Source organism: Streptococcus pluranimalium (genome assembly GCF_002953735.1).
GTDB classification, from domain to species: Bacteria; Bacillota; Bacilli; order Lactobacillales; family Streptococcaceae; genus Streptococcus; species Streptococcus pluranimalium.
In genome coordinates this window covers 683,661-701,358 of sequence record NZ_CP025536.1, presented here as the reverse complement: position 1 = coordinate 701,358, position 17,698 = coordinate 683,661, and the positions used below count along the sequence as shown (strand labels likewise).

Annotated in this window: 17 protein-coding genes; 2 read left to right on the top strand and 15 right to left on the bottom strand. The window is 36.9% G+C overall.

The genetic code is table 11. From position 1 onward, the window contains the following. The 4 genes from C0J00_RS03570 to C0J00_RS03555 form a co-directional block, all read right to left on the bottom strand. Positions 1-1,992 (bottom strand): BglG family transcription antiterminator, encoded by a 1,992-nt coding sequence (locus C0J00_RS03570; protein WP_104967595.1) that lies wholly within the window; start codon positions 1,990-1,992, stop codon positions 1-3. A gap of 43 nt (positions 1,993-2,035) precedes the next feature. Then, complete coding sequence (locus C0J00_RS03565) at positions 2,036-2,350, bottom strand: PTS cellobiose transporter subunit IIB (RefSeq protein WP_017769051.1); 315 nt, start codon at positions 2,348-2,350, stop codon at positions 2,036-2,038. A 160-nt stretch (positions 2,351-2,510) separates the two neighbouring features. Beyond that, positions 2,511-3,821, bottom strand: coding sequence for a PTS sugar transporter subunit IIC (locus C0J00_RS03560; protein ID WP_104967594.1), 1,311 nt, complete (start codon positions 3,819-3,821; stop codon positions 2,511-2,513). A 13-nt stretch (positions 3,822-3,834) separates the two neighbouring features. Continuing rightward, on the bottom strand, positions 3,835-5,205 hold the full coding sequence (locus C0J00_RS03555; protein ID WP_104967593.1) for a glycoside hydrolase family 1 protein: 1,371 nt from the start codon (positions 5,203-5,205) through the stop codon (positions 3,835-3,837). A gap of 129 nt (positions 5,206-5,334) precedes the next feature. On the opposite strand from C0J00_RS03555, the gene C0J00_RS03550 reads away from it, so the two are divergent. Further along, positions 5,335-6,030 (top strand): GntR family transcriptional regulator, encoded by a 696-nt coding sequence (locus tag C0J00_RS03550; RefSeq protein ID WP_104967592.1) that lies wholly within the window; start codon positions 5,335-5,337, stop codon positions 6,028-6,030. A 263-nt stretch (positions 6,031-6,293) separates the two neighbouring features. Here C0J00_RS03550 and C0J00_RS03545 read toward each other — a convergent pair whose 3' ends face one another. The 11 genes from C0J00_RS03545 to C0J00_RS03495 form a co-directional block, all read right to left on the bottom strand. Further along, positions 6,294-6,623 (bottom strand): hypothetical protein, encoded by a 330-nt coding sequence (locus C0J00_RS03545; RefSeq protein WP_104967591.1) that lies wholly within the window; start codon positions 6,621-6,623, stop codon positions 6,294-6,296. Positions 6,624-6,663: 40 nt separating this feature from the next. Next, complete coding sequence (locus C0J00_RS03540) at positions 6,664-6,993, bottom strand: hypothetical protein (protein WP_104967590.1); 330 nt, start codon at positions 6,991-6,993, stop codon at positions 6,664-6,666. 266 nt (positions 6,994-7,259) lie between these two features. Continuing rightward, on the bottom strand, positions 7,260-7,508 hold the full coding sequence (locus C0J00_RS03535) for a hypothetical protein (protein WP_233995862.1): 249 nt from the start codon (positions 7,506-7,508) through the stop codon (positions 7,260-7,262). A gap of 35 nt (positions 7,509-7,543) precedes the next feature. After that, entirely contained in the window at positions 7,544-7,783 is a 240-nt protein-coding gene (locus C0J00_RS03530; RefSeq protein ID WP_104967589.1) for a SemiSWEET transporter, read from the bottom strand. A gap of 13 nt (positions 7,784-7,796) precedes the next feature. After that, entirely contained in the window at positions 7,797-9,236 is a 1,440-nt protein-coding gene (locus C0J00_RS03525; protein WP_104967588.1) for a 6-phospho-beta-glucosidase, read from the bottom strand. A 98-nt stretch (positions 9,237-9,334) separates the two neighbouring features. Next, positions 9,335-10,378: a BMP family lipoprotein gene (locus C0J00_RS03520; protein ID WP_104967587.1), complete on the bottom strand. Its 1,044-nt coding sequence runs from the start codon at positions 10,376-10,378 to the stop codon at positions 9,335-9,337. Between the two features lie 178 nt (positions 10,379-10,556). Then, positions 10,557-11,387: an alpha/beta hydrolase gene (locus C0J00_RS03515; protein ID WP_104967586.1), complete on the bottom strand. Its 831-nt coding sequence runs from the start codon at positions 11,385-11,387 to the stop codon at positions 10,557-10,559. Between the two features lie 16 nt (positions 11,388-11,403). Next, entirely contained in the window at positions 11,404-12,297 is an 894-nt protein-coding gene (locus tag C0J00_RS03510) for an ROK family protein (RefSeq protein WP_104967585.1), read from the bottom strand. Between the two features lie 66 nt (positions 12,298-12,363). After that, complete coding sequence (locus C0J00_RS03505) at positions 12,364-13,842, bottom strand: glycoside hydrolase family 1 protein (protein ID WP_104967584.1); 1,479 nt, start codon at positions 13,840-13,842, stop codon at positions 12,364-12,366. Positions 13,843-13,975: 133 nt separating this feature from the next. Further along, complete coding sequence (locus C0J00_RS03500) at positions 13,976-14,989, bottom strand: Gfo/Idh/MocA family oxidoreductase (RefSeq protein WP_104967583.1); 1,014 nt, start codon at positions 14,987-14,989, stop codon at positions 13,976-13,978. A gap of 185 nt (positions 14,990-15,174) precedes the next feature. Further along, the gene (locus C0J00_RS03495; protein ID WP_104968822.1) at positions 15,175-16,611 is read right to left on the bottom strand and encodes a glycoside hydrolase family 1 protein; all 1,437 of its coding nucleotides are present in this window, start codon (positions 16,609-16,611) and stop codon (positions 15,175-15,177) included. 149 nt (positions 16,612-16,760) lie between these two features. Between C0J00_RS03495 and C0J00_RS03490 the strand changes: the two genes are divergently transcribed. Next, complete coding sequence (locus C0J00_RS03490; RefSeq protein WP_104968821.1) at positions 16,761-17,684, top strand: AraC family transcriptional regulator; 924 nt, start codon at positions 16,761-16,763, stop codon at positions 17,682-17,684. The last annotated feature ends 14 nt before the right edge of the window (positions 17,685-17,698 follow it).

The window sequence follows — 17,698 nt, the reverse complement described above, 5'->3', positions numbered from 1 at the left end:
TTAACTCCTTTTACTATCTAAAAATATAGCTTTAAATGTTTCAAAATCCTTTGCCTTAATAAGGTCATTTTTGACATCAGGTAAATCAACCAAATCAACTATTCGACTTGTAATAGGTTTCAAACCTTCATTTGAATAGATGGATGGTGCTACCAAGAAAACAAGTTTGATATTTTCAAAACCATCTTCCCAATACAATCCATTTTTAACAACTGCTACTGCGATTTGATGTTTCTCACAAATTGGTTTTAAGGGATGAGGAACGGCAATATCTTGATCAAATACTAAAGTGCTTAAGCGTTCGCGTCCTTTTATTAAATCTTCCAATTCTTCTTGCTGACTGGCCTCATCTGGTATGAGTCGCTGAATCAGCTTAGAAATAACTTCTGACTTTGTCGCATTTTCCAAAACCATGAAGTTTTCTTTTGAAAAATAATCATCAAAAGAAGATAAGAGCGTGTCTTCCCCTATAAGATAATCCTCTTGCTGGAGCGTTTTTTGATGATGTCTTCCTCTGAGTTTAGAGAAAGTTTTTTTAGCTTCAAGCACTTCTTGATCCGATAAAAAGACACTCACCGTTTGAACTGGAATATTAAATACTAAGTTAGACAAATCAATAGTTGATATAATGACATCAATATTTTTCAACTTATCATTTGTTAAATCATAATAACCAATAACATCTGAAATAGTGACCAATTGTCCCAACTCATTGATAATTCTGTTTTTAAGCATCTGTGCGCTTCCAAAACCAGTTGCACAAATCACTAGAACATTTAATTTATTCTTTTCCTTTTGACGCTCTATTGATGCCATAAAATGAAGGGCAACATAAGCAATCTCATCTGCTGATAGACGATAAGGTTGAAAAGACGGAAGTTCTGACATAAAGTCTGTTGTCAGTCTAAAAATATCTAAGTATCGTTTTTGAATATCCTCCAAAAGTGGATTATCTAGATGAATATTATTGGTCAATCGTTCTAAAAGAATTTCTAAATGAGTTAGTAATCCTTCAATCAAAGACATGTCGTTTGAAAAATCATAGCCTTCTTTCTGATCATATGCTTCCAAATGTAGGCTGACTTCCTGCCTTAGATTTGCCATCAGGTTCAATGACTGTTGTTCCGTAACAGATTTAGAAATCAGATGTAGGGCTATGTATGCAGTCTCTTCAGTAGGGATGACCTCAACTTCTTTTAAACGATTGGAAAGTCTCTTGTTGATATTCTGAGCCACAGCTAGCTCTTTTTGGTATTTCACAGGATCCAAATCAATCGGCGAAATATTAAACCCTTTTTGAAAACGTTGAATAGCTAATCCAAGATGGATCACTAGGTTTTGAATAGCATAATCTGATAATTTCAAACCTTGGTTACGACATTCGTCCAAAACCATTATGGTTAACTCTTCCAAGGATAAGGGTAAATCCAATATGTTTTTACCAACAAAATGTGACATGTTTTGCTGAAACTGGTCACCAAAGAAATAATCCATAATAAAATGGCGCTTATCTTGCTCATTGCCCAAAACATAAACGCCACGATAGGGTTTACTCTCAATACTAAGTTGATATTTTGCTAATTGGCTTCGAATTTTTTTAAAGTCACTAGATAAGGTAGAACGACTGACAAATAATTGGTCTGCTAAATCATCAAACAAGATTGTTTCTTCTTCAAAAATTAATTTGTTTAAGATAGCTTTGTGACGATTTTCAATATCACCATAATCTAGGCCTAAAGCCAAATCATTTTTTATGAGGAAGTGATGATAAGTATCATCATCGATGACCTCAAGCTGATAGCCAAAACCTTGTTTAGAAACAATTCTAAAACCCGTTTCTTCAACAGATAAATCTGATGATAATTTCTTGATATAAGTCCGAATCGTTCTGTCCGAATAGGAAAGATAATCTGCTAAGACTTTACTCGTTGAATAATCTCCTCTGTGTTGATAGAGATATTGTAAAATCATTTTTTCTTTGGTATTAAGCATGCCATCCTCCTAGATTAAATAGTCACTCTATTATAACAAGGAATTAGATGTTATCCAAAACCAATTTTGCCATTTTTTCAATTCCCATCGGAATTGGAATATAAGCTTGTGGTGGGATTTGAACGATTGGTTTCCCAACTTTTTTAGCTGCTTCTTCAAATTGTTTGTAATGCATTTTAGTTTGCGGACTTATGAGATACAAATCATATTCAGCTGCATTGATTTTCTTGCCACCTTCAGGAACACCCACAGCATTCATTTCAATGTCATGGCCTTGTTCTGCCAAAAGTGTTTGTGTTTTTTTAGCAATGAGTGAAGATGACATGCCTCCAGCACAGATAATCAAAGCTTTAGTCATAAGGATAACCTCCAAGTATTTTTTATTTATCTTATGATTTAAGTATATTTGAAATCGTTTATAACATCAAAAGAGACTTTTTCCTTAGCATTGCGGAAAAAGTCTCTATTTAATTTTTAGAATTTCCTTATCCAATAATTTTAAAAAGGCTGCTCATCAACTATTGATTTTCAAGCTCGGCTGATTTAATAGCTACATTCTTAGCAATCTTTAGGAAAGGAATATAAATAAGCACGGTAACAATAATAACAACAACTTGTACTAAGACAACTTTCCAATCCCCACCAGAGGCTAAATATGCACTAATAATTGGAGGAGTCGTCCAAGGAACCATTACCGAAAGGGGAGCAATAAATCCAATTACAGTCGCAAAATATCCAATTAATGCACCAACAATAGGACTTAAAACAAACGGAATTACCATTGGTAAATTAAAAATGATTGGAATACCAAAGATAATAGGTTCATTGATATTAAACAACCCCGGCGCTGTCGAAACATTAACTACTTCCCTAAAAGGTTTATAATTTCTTATAAAAAGTAGTACTGCAATAATCAAACCAATTGTCATACCTGTCCCACCAATTTGTGGAAATACTGTAACAAAAGCGGAGTTTAAAATATTTTCTGGTTCCTGCCCGCTCTGTACTGCTTGCATATTTTCATTCATATTGACTAAGAGTAAAGGATCTAGCAATGTTCCATTAATAACAGTTTGATGAATTCCCAACGTAAAGAGAAAATTTCCTGATGAATAGATTAATAAAAATCCAAGTATTGATGTATTAACCTTTCTAAGTGGTTCTTGAATAAGGGTTGATATAATACTAATTAAGTCTGTGTTAAAGACAGCTAAAACTGTTGCGACTATGGCAAAAATAGACATAACAATTAGAGCAGGTAACATGGTACTAAATGAACGACCAACTGCTGGTGGTACATCATCGCCAAGATTAATTTTTAAAAATTTTGCACTTGATAGTCTAATAAAAAGTTCTGTTGACAGTAATCCACAAATGATACCTGCAAACATTCCTTTTGTGCCCACCTCGTCAAATAAGACAACACCAGTTACATCAACTGCTTTTTCTGAACCAATTGGAACAATACTATGATTAATTGCAAGTACAATAACCAAACATGTTGTCGCTATAAATGTTGCATTAATGGCATCAGGATAATCTTTATTTAAGCAAAGAAAATAGGCAATCATAGGGGCAATTAAAAGGCCAGCAATATTTAATGTTCCGTTAGTAATTGAATTACCAAAAACTTGAAGCTGTGCTAATTTCTCGCCATTTAAAAGCCAAGGAAAAATAACATTATTAACAAGTACCGCTACACCGGCAATTATGAACACCGGCATTAACGTAGCAAATGCATCACGTAAGCTTTTTAAATGAACTTGAGTTCCTAAGCGTACAGAAAAATCTGTAAATCTATCTAATAAACTATTACCAGATGAATTCATTTCCTAACCTCCTTTATTTAACTTCAGAGTAAATTAATTTGCCATTGGACTTAATAACGTCTTTAAACCACTGATAAGATTTTTTAGGGAAACGTTTCATATTCCTCAGATCATGATTCCCCCTATTAACATAGACCAAGCCATACCGTTTTTCCATATCCCCTTTAGAACTTAAAATATCTATTAATCCCCAGCCTAAATATCCTAAACATTCCACACCGTCAACATACATAGCATCAAACATTGCTTTTAGATGGTCTCGGTGGTATTCAATTCTGTAATCATCTTCTATAGGATTCTCTCCATCCCAAACTTCTCTAACTCCTATTCCGTTTTCAATTGGAAAAACAGGAATCCGATAGCGTTGATACATCTTATTCAACACATCTCTAAAACCTAAAGAATCAATTTGCCATTTCCATTCAGTTGTTCCAATGTGTGGATTTTCTTGTTTTCCATATTCCATATACCGATTAGGAATTATACCTTCAGGAATTAACTCGCTGTTTATAGTTGACGAGGCGTAATAACTAAAACTTAAGAAATCATTTTTTTGTTTTGAAATAACCTCCATCTCTCCTGGTAAAATATTCATGTCAATTCCATTATTTCTAACATATTGCATTTGTGCCACTGAATATTTACCTTTAGTATAACAATCTAATAAAGTGTAATTTACAAATTCATCAAATTCACGTGCTGCCTTAATATCTTCAGGTTTACTACTTGCTGGATAGACTTCACTATAGGCTAGCATACCTCCAATTAGAGCATCTGTTGTGTCATGGACATAGTTACAAATCTCAGCATGACAAACCATAACATTATGTAAAATCTTATATAAATCATTATCAGAATTATCACCTTTTAAATAACCACTAATTTTAAAGGCCTCATCCACATGATAAAGATTTTGTTCATTAAAAGTTAACCAGTACTTCACCTTTGAAGCATATCGATCAATCATTTTCTTTCCATAACGGATGAAAGCATCTTTTACTTCTTTGCTAATGAATCCATTATAGGTTTCTGCCAAATGTAATGGCATATCAAAATGATATAAACAAATCATTGGCTCGATACCACGATTAATTAAAGCATCAATGAATCGATCGTAATACTTAAGTCCTTCCTCATTAAATTCTCCATCACCATCTTTTACCACACGTGACCATGAAATTTGAAAACGATACATGTTCATTCCAAGATTTTTGATATAATCTAAATCTTCTTCAAAATGATGATAGTTATCATTTGCAAAGTGCCAATCACTTTGATTTTCCGTCGCTGGACGAATATCATATACAGAAAGTGATTTTCCACCTTCGTTCCAACCACCTTCTGTTTGCATACTACTTACGCTGTTTCCCCAATAAAAAGTCATATCCTTCCTCCTTTTTTTGTTAGCGTTTACATCTTTATCAATATAATAATTCACAATGTCAAAATTGTAAATAAATCACATAAAACCTGTCTAGTTTTTTCTAGATAGGTTTTATGTTAAACTAAAAATATGACTAAATATCTTAAAATAGCTGACATTCTTAAAGCTGAAATTACTTCAGGCAAATACACATCGGGGAAATTACCCAGTCAATCACAATTAGCTATTCAACACAAAACAACCAGAACAACAATTGATAAAGCTTTAAAGATATTACAAAAGGAACACTTGATTGATACCTTTAATGGCAAAGGTAGTTATGTTAGGACACACCATACTCATTTAAAGGCTAATCAGCATCTGGGACTTTATAAAAAATATGGAAATACGTATGCCATTAGTGCTAAAATTATAAGTTTTATTAAAAGATTTCCAGATTTTGATGAAGCTACTTTTTTAAAAGTTAGCCAAAATGATCTGGTTTACGATATCATAAGAGTTCGATATCTTGATAATAAACCTCTGGAAATTGAATATACCATTATGCCAGTTAAGGTTATACCTGGACTAACTGAAGAGATTTTATCAAAATCAATTTATCAATATATCGAACACGAATTAGGATTAACTATAGCTAATTTTTCAAGAAGAATACATGCTGATAAAGCAGATACTTTTGATGTAAAGCATTTGCTCATTGATGAAAGTGATCCTATCTTAGAGATAGAGCAAATTGTCATGTTATCTGACGGACAGCCTTTTGAGTTTTCACAGACAAGATATCCTTATCAAACGGGGGAATTCTTTTATAATTCATATGATTAAAATTAAAACCATAATTTCACGATTTATTTAATCATAAGCTATTATTTAATAAATAATATAGAATTCTTCATGGGCTATTGCTAGATTCATTACCTATATCTAAAATATAGGAGATTTCTGATTAGTCAGTTCTAGGATAATGTTTTATCAAATTTTAGTAATTGTTTTATCAAATGTTTTTAAATTATTGATATACTACCTCACTTAATATCAAAAAGCAGTTCGTATAAAACTGCTTTGATATCTTTTTTTTTGTAAGATGTTTAAATAAAACCTAAAACTCCTGATAATTGTAATGGTTGAACAATTATTTGATTATTTTCTAGGTGATACTCTTCAGAGATGTTTTCTATCAACTGTTTATCATTCCACTTGGATTGGACGGTGTAAGTACATTCTGTTGGATGCGAAACAACTCTAAAATAACGCCTAAATTTACGGTTAGATTGAAGATCTGGAATAGTTTCAACTTTTTCAAAACGTATAGCATAATTAAAACCAAATTTTTTGGTAACGAATATCATTGATTTTACTGAAATAAAGATAATAAATACAGCAATTGGTAAACCGATAAAATATACATAATCTTCCATTCGTATCACTACTTTCTATTCATGTAAACTGTCATTAACTCTACAGCATCCCCAATGGTCCTGAGGCTTGAACAGATTGAACAACAATTTGTTGTTTGGTCAAATGATAATTAGTCATTAAGTATTCTCTCAATTTCTTATCGTTCCATTTAGATTGAACGACATAAGCATTATCTGAATGAGTTACCACTCTTAAATATTTTCTAAGTTGAGCATCATCTTTTAATTCAGGAACATCAGAAACATTTAAAAACTTCACTGAATAATTATAGCCAATCTTCTTATTAACTTTTAACATGGCTCTAGCTGGTAAATACAAAATTCCAATAAAAAAAATCAACATCAATAATGAAAATATAACATCTTCCATATCTTTAAACCTCCTGTAGTTCACTTAAGCCAAAACTAAATCTTTTTTATCAGCCTTGCAAAAGCTATCTCGGTGGTTTAAATAAATTAAATCTTAAAAACAATGGCACATACCACATAGGCTTCACACTTTCTTTGAAATAAATTATATATATTCTACTCTTAAATCTCTTCTTTTGCAAGCGTTTACTTAATGCTTTTTAAAGATTTTCTCAAAAAACAAGGATTACTGCTAACCCTTGTTTTCCTAATTTTCATAATAAGAAACTAGACAATTCTTCTGGATGTGACAAATACTTGTCCTGCTTTTAAATCAAAAGTCGTCTGAATCAATTCTTTTAATTTAGTATCATTGATATCACTTTCAATCACATAGGATTCAGCATTACGTTGCTTAATCACTATATGGGACATAACTTCCTCATTTGAAGCTAAATCAGGTATTTCTTCTAATTTACTAAAGGTAATCGCATAAATGGTCTTTCCATTTGATGACTGTGGGGCAAATAATGACAAAAACTAATAGTCTCCTTTTCTGTTGGGTAATGGTATTATTTATAAATCAATTTATAGACTAAAACAATACCAGCTAAAGTTGCTGAAATAGCATTGGCTAGCATCAAGGCAGTATCCCCTATACGGATACCGTGCACTAGCCAAAGCAGCATTCCAGTGACAGCCATGACATACATCCCAAGTGAAATAGATTCGGTATCTTTTGTTTTAATGACCTTAATGACTTGTGGAACAAATCCAAAAGTGGTTAAACAAGCAGCTATAAATCCAATCATAATTAATTCCTCCTTATTTCAAGAGACTGTCACCGTTACTTGCAATCACTTCTTTGTACCAATTGAAGGATTTCTTCGGTGTTCGTTCAAGGCTTCCTTCACCGTTGTCATCCTTGTCGACATGAATGAAACCATAGCGTTTGCGCATTTCACCTGTACCAGCAGATACCAGATCAATACATCCCCAAGGTGTGTAACCCATCAAATCAACCCCATCTTCGTCCACTGCTTTAATGAATTCCTTGATATGAGCACCGAGATAGTCCATACGGTAATCATCATGCACCATGCCATCCTCTTCGACTTGGTCAATGGCACCAAAACCATTTTCCACAATAAAGAGTGGCAAGTGATACATATCTGTGAACCAGTTTAGACTGTAACGAAGGCCTTCTGGGTCAATTTGCCAATCCCAATCAGAAGCTTTGACATAAGTGTTTTTAACCAGATCTTCTGTTTCAAGGTAATCATAATGAGGATTATTGTCACGGTGTGAATCAATGGCAAAACTCATGTAGTAAGAGAAACCGATGTAGTCAACAGTACCTTCGAGGAGGTCTTTACGGTCTTCTTCTGTAAAATCAACTTCAATACCCTTGCGTTCCCAGTACTTGATAATGTGTTCTGGGTAGAAACCGTGTACATGAACATCTGTAAAGTAATAGCGTTTTTGCATGGCTTTTTGAGCCATTAGAATATCAGATGGTTTACATGTCGCAGGGTAAATCGGACACATGGCAATCATACAGCCAATTTGGAAGTCAGGGTTAATCTCATGCCCAATTTTAACAGCACGGGCTGAAGCAACTAGTTCATAATGCGCTGCTTGATACATGATAGCTTCACGGTCATCACCTTCTTTATAAACAATTCCCGAGTTGGTGAATGGTGCAAAATCTTCCTGATAGTTTGCCTGGTTATTGATTTCGTTAAAGGTCATCCAGTATTTAACCTTATCTTTATAACGTTTAAAGACTACTTCAGCAAAGCGAGCAAAGAAGTCAATAACCTTACGATTTGTAAAGCCGCCGTACTCTGTCACAAGATGATATGGTAATTCAAAGTGTGACAGTGTTACAACTGGCTCAATGCCATATTTCAAACATTCATCAAAGAGATCATCATAAAATTGTAGACCTGCTTCATTTGGCTCTAATTCATCTCCTTTTGGGAAAATGCGTGTCCAGGCAATCGATGTGCGGAAACACTTAAAGCCCATTTCTGCAAACAGGGCAATATCTTCTTTATAGCGATGGTAAAAATCAATCGCTTCATGGTTAGGATAATATTTACCTTCTAAGACACCTGCTGTAATTTCACGAGGGACACCGTGACGGGCAGCAGTCATGACATCTGCTACCGAGATTCCCTTGCCACCTTCTTGCCAGCCTCCTTCAAGTTGATGAGCAGCAACGGCACCACCCCACAAGAAATCTTCACGTAATTTGGACATAATAGCCTCCTCTTAAATAAGTATAGTCTTATTTTAGCAAGCGATTACATTATTGACCATCTAAAAAATTTCCTTAGTGACTAAGGAAATTTTTAGGATTATTTCTCAGGTACTTTGACATCACCGTCAATGATTGCTTTTTTAGCGTCTTCGACTGCTTTTTGGCCATCTTCTGAAAGGCCTGTCATAGCAAGGTCTACACCTTCTTCTTTAAGACCAAAGACTTCAACTTTTCCACCTGGGAATTTACCGTCTTTAGTATCGTTTGAGATGATTTGAAGGGCTTTTCCGACTTCTTTGATGGTTGAAGCTAGGACAAAGTTTGATTTTTTACCATCTTTTGAGGTGTAGTTTCCATCACCACTTTGGTCACGGTCAGCCCCGATGACCCAAACTTTATCGTCTTCATTACGTGTTTCGTTTTCGAGTTTAGCTTCGTTAAAGACACCTGCACCAGTTCCACCAGCTGCATGGTAAATCACATCTGCACCAGCTGCGTATTGCGTGGCTGCAATGGTTTTACCTTTAGCAGCATCGGCGAATGACCCCGCATAAGCAATATCAACTTTGATCTTATCGTCAACAGATTTAACACCAGCCTCAAAACCTTTTTCAAATCGCGTAATTGATACTGATTCCATACCACCGACAAAACCAACGTGATTTGTTTTTGTTGCTTTAGCAGCTGCAACACCGGCAAGGTAGGCTGCTTCGTTGTCACCAAATGAAACGCTGACAACATTATCACGATCTTCAACAAGGCCATCAACGATAGCGTAGTTAGTGTCTGGATTGTCACCTGACACTTTATCAATGGCATCTTGCATCGTAAATCCAATACCGAAAATCAAGTTGTAGCCACTTGAAGCCGCAGTATCCAAATTATTAGTATAATCTGCTTCACTGCTTGATTGGAGGTAGTCAAAACCCGAACCTTTCTTAAGATCATTTTCTTTACCCCAAGCTTGAAGTCCTTCCCAAGCTGATTGGTTAAATGATTTGTCATCGATACCGCCGACATCTGCAATCATGGCAACTTTAGTTTCTGATTTTGATGATGATTTTTCAGAACGGTTACCACAAGCACCCAAAACAAGTAATGAAGCTGATGCAAGACCAAGTGTAACGATTTTTTTGTTCATGATAAGATGAATCTCCTAGAATTTTTTAGTATCAGAATTTTTCTGACCCAATAGGTTAGGAAAATAGAATAACAAGTCAAACTATTTTTATCAACATTATTTTCAAAAATATTTTTCATTGTTCGGTTTTTACCTTTATTTTGAATTTACTAAATTGTCTAACAAGCAGACCCAAGGACTAAACACCAACATTACCAGAACTAACACCTTCACTCACTCTTTCTATTGGCAACCATTCTAAAAAGTCAGCCAAGGCTTGATTCCAATATTCCCAAGTATGTCCACCTGGCTTTTCAATCGACGTATGATTAATCCCTTGCTCGTCAAGAACACTAGACAGTTCTCGATTGGCAGTAATCAAGCTATCTTCTGTGCCACAGGTTGAGAAGATAGTTGGCAAATCTATTTTTTCATCTGCTAAACGTTTAACTAAAGTTGGGATATGATAATCACTATCCAAGACCTTTTCTAAATCTCCAAAAACAGCTTCAAGGTAAGATTTTGTTCTAAAGAAAATAGGACTATCTTCATCTGCATTGAGTGCATCGCCCGTCACTAGACCAGCTGAAAAGGCACCGATAGCTGAGAAATTGTCATGAAAAGTAAGTCCATTATAGAGGGCGCCATAGCCACCCATGGAAAGCCCTGCAATATAGGTATCTTCCCGTTTTTGAGATAATGGAAACAGACGTCTGGTCAAATCCAAAAGCTCTTGACCAACAAAATCACTGTAGTTATCATTTGTCGCTGGATAATTAAGATAGAAACGATTATCTCCTGCGGGCATAACAACAGCGAGATGGTATTTTTTAGCAATAGATGCGACGCGTGTCCCAACCAACCAGTCATTTTGATCCCCAAGAATACCATGCAAGAGATAGAGGGTTTTAAAAGGTGGTTGAGCTGCTAGTTTCCCTTCAAAATCATAGTTGTCACTAGGCAGATAGACATTGAAAGTCACTGTCCTACCCAGTGTTTGTGCCATTGCATTAACAGAAAGTAAAGCCATAATATTCTCCTTTCATTTACGCTTTTAAGAAATAGGCTGCGCCAACTAAATTGGCTGCATTCTTATAATGACAAGCCCTGATTTCAGGACGTTTGATGACCATGAAAGCCCAGGCGTCTTCTTTTTCGAGTTGATCTAGCTGACGGTTAACCTCCTCAATTAAAATATCTTGGCTAGAAATACCACCACCAATTACCACACGTTGCACATCTAAAACAGACTGAATATTATTGATTTGAATGGCAATAGCTCGACAATAAGCTTGGAAAGTGGGGTAAACACGCTCATCTCTAGCCTTAATAGCTTCAAAAACGCTCATACCATCTTTTTCATCGTCAAGGTTTAAGGATTTTGCACAAGTCGCAATCAAATTAACTGCCGAAACTTGCAATCCCGCTAAATCTTCACCTGTCAATCGCTCCTTCTTATCCTGAGGCAGGGCAAAAGTCAATTCACCAGCTTGAAAATGTGCTCCTTGATAGAGCTGTCCATTGATGATAATACCTCCACCAAGTCCAGTTCCCAAAACCATGGCTAAACCGTGAGAAATGCCTTTTAGATTTCCAGAAGCTACTTCTGCTAGAACAGCTGCTTTACCATCATTTAGAACAGCAGCAGGCTTTGCAAATCTTTCTACCAAAAAGTCTTTCATCGGAAATTCATGCAGAAAGCGTAACATACCTCCATTATAGATAATCCCAGACTCCGTATCGACCGTCCCAGGGCAGGAAACGGCAATTCCAGATACTCGATCAAGATGCGGTTCAATCATGTTGACCAATAAATTCTGACACGTTACCAAATCACACGCAGCAGACTTTGGATCAAATACTTCCTCAACTTGATAATCTTCAGAAATTAAAGCAGATTTAAACTGCGTTCCACCCAAATCAATGGCTAAAATAGACATACTTATTCCTTTCAATCCTAACGATAGCTCAAAATCACGACTGATAAACAATCGTGATTCTTAATCTTATTCCACATCTTCCCCATTTGAGGCGATGACTTTTTTGTACCAGTGGAAACTGTCTTTTGGTGTTCTATTTAGAGTACCGTTTCCTGCATCGTCCATATCCACATAAATGAAACCGTAGCGTTTACGCATTTCACCCGTACCAGCTGAAACGATGTCGATACAGCCCCAAGTGGTATAAGCAATGAGATCTACACCATTATCAATCGCTGTACTCATCGCTTTGATATGGGCACGGTGGTAGTCAATACGGTAGTCATCATGGATTGAACCATCTTCTTCTACCGTATCAAAAGCCCCAAGTCCATTTTCAACCACCATTAGTGGGATTTCATAACGGTCATAAATTTTTTCAAGATAGTATTGAAGTCCATCTGGGTCATGTGCCCAACCCCAATCAGAGTAGGTCAAGTAAGGATTCTTAGCACCTACTGAGAAGTTACCTGCTACCTGTTCCCCACCTGTATGTGTTGTCACGTTGTTTGACATGTAGTATGAGAAGGTGTACATGTCTACGGTACCATTTTTAAGGTCTTCCAGGTCTTCTTCTGTGATGTCTAGCTCAACATTGTGCTCTTGCCAGAGACGTTTGGCATAAGTGCCATATCTGCCTTTGGCTTGAACATCCCCACAATAGTAAATGCCTGATTCCCACTTGTGCTGGTTAGCCAAGATATCTTTGGGATCACAAGTTGCTGGGTAGAAGGTAATTCCACAAATCATGTTACCAATCATAAAGTCAGGATTGATTTTGTGACCGAGTTGAACCGCTTTAGCTGACGCAACAAATTGGTTATGTAGGGTTTGATAGCCAGCTTGATACTCTTCATCAGAAGCCTTACCACCAAACATATCAAGGAACATGGTTGTGTTATTGATTTCGTTAAATGTCAACCAATATTTGACAAGGTCTTTGTATTCATTGAAGATGACCTCACAGTATTTCACGTAAAAATCAATGAGTTTACGGTTAGTCCAACCACCATAGTTTTCTTCAAGAGCTAGTGGTGTATCAAAATGCCAGATAGACACGAGTGGTTCGATATTGTATTTACGACACTCTTCGAATACAGAGCGGTAAAAATCAAGTCCAGCCTGATTGGGCTGTGAATCATCCCCGTTAGGGAAAATACGTGCCCAAGAAATAGACAAGCGGAAGATTGAATAGCCCATCTCTGCAAAGAGCTTAATGTCTTCTTTATAGCGATGATAGAAATCTACCGCCACATGATTTGGATAATATTCTGTGTCTAGAACTGCAAACTTAGCACCTTCAGGGATTTTAGCGTGGTGGCCTAGACCACCGACCTTACCAGGTTTGCCGTCTTTATCGATATAAGTCGTGTAACGTGGTGAATCGACCGTACCACCAGTCGTCACATCGGTCTGTACCAGTCCACGTCCGTCTTCATTATAAGCACCTTCAGCTTGGTTGGCAGCAATAGCGCCACCCCATAGGAAATCCTTTGGAAAAGTCATGATTGTATACCTCTTTTTGTTTTAATAAGTGTATTATAGCGCAAAAAGAAAGCCTTTTCTGATGACATCTTACGAGAAACTGATACTATCTTATTAAAAAATGCCTACAAAGTAGACATACAATACTATTAGTTTATTCCCCTAAACTCTTTATCCCTTCTTCCAACAAAGACATAAGCAAAAGCGTCTGTTCTTCTTTGACCAGTGGCTCTGCGCCATTTGCCAAGGTGTCATAAAGGGCTTCGTAGAAAAGACTGTAGTCCCCAACTTCGGAGACGACTTTTTCTTCGTGATATCGGCCATCCTCCATATAAGAAAGAACACCATAATCTTGAGGCCTATCCAAGCCAAAGTCAGCGTGGTCAGGCAGGTAGAATTTCTTCAAATCCTCTTCTTGACGGTCTTTGGTTTCCTTGATAAAGGCACCTTTATCACCATAAGCGACAAAACTTGGACGTTCTTTGAGACGGAAATAAGACGACTTAACCGAAATTTTCACATCGCCATAAGTCAAATCGACATCAAAATAATCATTCATGCGATTGTCGCCAAGCAGTTGACGCAAATCAAAATCAACCTTATCAGGTTTGCCAAAATATGAAATCACTTGATCCAAGGTATGGCAACCATGATTATAGAGGAAACTGGTGTCAACCGAAAATTCAGAAACACTCTCAGGTACTTCCGGACGGAAGTAATCAAAATGCATTTCAAGTTCTTGCAGTTTGCCTAATTTACCAGATTCAATCACCTTTTGAGTCGTCAAAAAGTCAGCATCAAAGCGACGATTGTGGTAGCCCTGCAACATAAGACCTTTCTCACGCGCGATGGCAAATAATTCCTCAGCTTCTGCCAAGGTTCTTGTAAAAGGTTTCTCCAAAAGGACATTCTTTCCAGCCAGGAGAGCCTTCTTGGCAGATTCATAGTGATTTCCTAGAGGTGTTGTCACAACGACTAGTTCAATTTCTGGATCATGTAAAAGTTGATCTAAGTCTGTGGTGTACTCCGCTCCCTCGACTTTTGCCCAGTCATCCTTAATCGAGCGGTTATAGATCGTTTTAACCTTAAATTTGCCTGTTTTTAAAACAAAGGGCATATGGTAACGATTGGTTGATTTGCCATTGCCAATAAATCCTGTTGTAATCATAAAAATCCTTTCTCAAAATGTCCTCAAATAGATGCTATTCATCACTAGGTCATACCATTCAAACATAATGATAGTATTTAGCTTCCAAAAAGATAGATTTATAAAACGCTTACTTCATTGTAACATAATTCTTCAGACACGAAAAATTCTCTAGTCTGGAGAGAGGCTAGAGAATGTTAACAAGTTTAGCGATACAAGGATTGACCATTGGTACTGATAACCTCTTTGTACCAGTCAAATGATTTTTTCTTGTAGCGTGCTAGGCTTCCTGACCCGTCATCATTGCGATCAACATAGATAAAACCATAGCGTTTTGACAATTCTGCTGTTGAAGCTGAGACCAGATCAATTGGGCCCCAAGTAGTGTAACCCCAAAGTTCTACACCATCTTGTAGCGCTTCACCTACTTGAATCAAGTGTTTTTGGAGGTAATCAATACGATAATCATCTTCTACCGTCGGACCATTTGGACCATCAACCAGAACATCTTTGGCACCTAGACCATTTTCCACGATGAAGAGTGGCAACTGATAACGGTCATAAAAATCATTGAGGACCAAACGAAGACCAACTGGATCAATTTGCCATCCCCATTCAGATGATTCTAGGTAAGGATTGGTGATACCACCCAAGATATTTCCTTTACCACTAGTATAGTCTTCTGGATTATGGGCTTGTGCTACTGACATGTAGTATGAGAAGGAAATGAAATCAACGGTATGTTTGAGCATTTCCTCATCACCAGGCGCAAATTGAATTTCAATATCATTTTCTTTAAAGAAACGTTTGATATAGTTAGGGTATTTACCACGCGCGTGAATATCTGAGAAAAGATAGTTTTGGTTTTCAAATTCATGGACGGCTAATTGGTCAAGTGGATTTGAGGTCATTCCATAAGCTGGCATGGCAATGACCATGCAACCAACTTTAAAGTTAGGGTTAATCTCATGTGCCATTTTGGTAGCTGACGCTGACGCCACTAGTTCGTGGTGCACTGCTTGGTAGAGATCTTGTTTGGACAATTCTTCAACTGGGGTAGCAATCCCACCAGACATGAAGGGAGCATGAAGAACCGAATTGACCTCATTAAAGGTCAACCAGTATTTAACCTTGTCCTTGTAACGAGTGAAGACGGTACGAACATAGTTCTCGTAAAAACCAATCAAATCACGACTTGCCCAACCATTGTATTCACGTGCCAAGTGCAAGGGTGTTTCGTAGTGAGATAAAGTCACCAAAGGCTCAATACCATATTTAGCCAATTCGTCAAAAACCTTATCGTAAAATTGAAGACCTGCCTCATTTGGCTCTGTTTCATCCCCTTTTGGGAAAATACGTGACCAAGCAATGGACATCCGGAAAACCTTAAAACCCATTTCCGCAAAAAGGGCAATATCTTCCTTGTAACGGTGGTAGAAATCAATCCCTTCTAGCTTGAGATTGTCCTCAGTTGGTACTTCTGTAATTAAGGGATTCTTGTCACCAGCTTTAGCAGGAACACCACCTTTTGGCGTGACATCCTGAACGGATAGGCCTTTGCCATCAAGGTTATAAGCCCCTTCAAATTGATTGGCAGCTGTGGCACCACCCCAGAGAAATTCTTTTGGAAATGTATCAGTCATTTGCTTACCTCGTTCGTTTTTAATACATCTAGTATATAAGAAAGCTCTTTCATTCACTAACACTATCCTTTTAAAAACTGATACTATCCTTTGATAAAAACTTTACATATGCTAAAATAGAAGGTAAACAAAGGAGGATAGTTGTGACGATGCAAAAAGAAGATTTTCGTTTAAATATTGATTATAATAATCACCTACTGCCCTACCACTTTTTCCATACCGAAGTTAAGGATGGGCGTCCTGATACCCTTTTTCATTGGCATCCCGAGTTAGAAATTAACTACGTCTATGATGGAACTGCTCGCTACCATATCGACTATGACTTTTTCAACAGTACTGCTGGCGATATCATCCTTATCCGTCCCAACGGTATGCATTCTATTCACCCGATCGATAAGGAAAGACACGTCACTGATACTTTCCTCTTCCACCTAGATATGATCGGCTACTCCATCATCGACCAGGTCAGCCTTCGTTACCTGCAGCCCTTGCAGAATTCTACTTACAAGTTCGTCCAGCGCATTCAACCTCACATGGACGGCTATGTTGAGATTAAGCGTGTTCTTTTCGATATTTTCACATTAGCCACAGACGAAGGGAGACACTTTGAAGTCTTGCTCAAAGCCAGATTGAACGAGCTGATATACCTCCTCTTTTTCCATCGCTATGTGGTTCGCAAACTAACGGATGATACCTACCGTAAGGACGAAAAACTCAGAGAATTGATTGATTATATCAACAACCATTACAACGAAGATTTACCAATCTCACTACTAGCGGAAAAAATGGGCTATAGCAAAACCCACTTTATGTCTGTCTTTAAACAACAAACAGGAACATCTTGTACCGAATTTATCATCCAAGTCAGACTTTCCAAAGCTTGTGATGCCCTCGTCAACAGCCGAAAACCCATCATCGACATCGCAACCCAGGTCGGCTTTAACAACCTCTCCAACTTCAACCGCCAATTCAAAAACTATTACCAACTAACCCCAAGCCAGTATCGTAAACAGTACACCAAAACAAAAGAAGCAAGAACCTTGATTAACCCTAAAGATGATATCTTAATCTAAAAAAACACGCCACA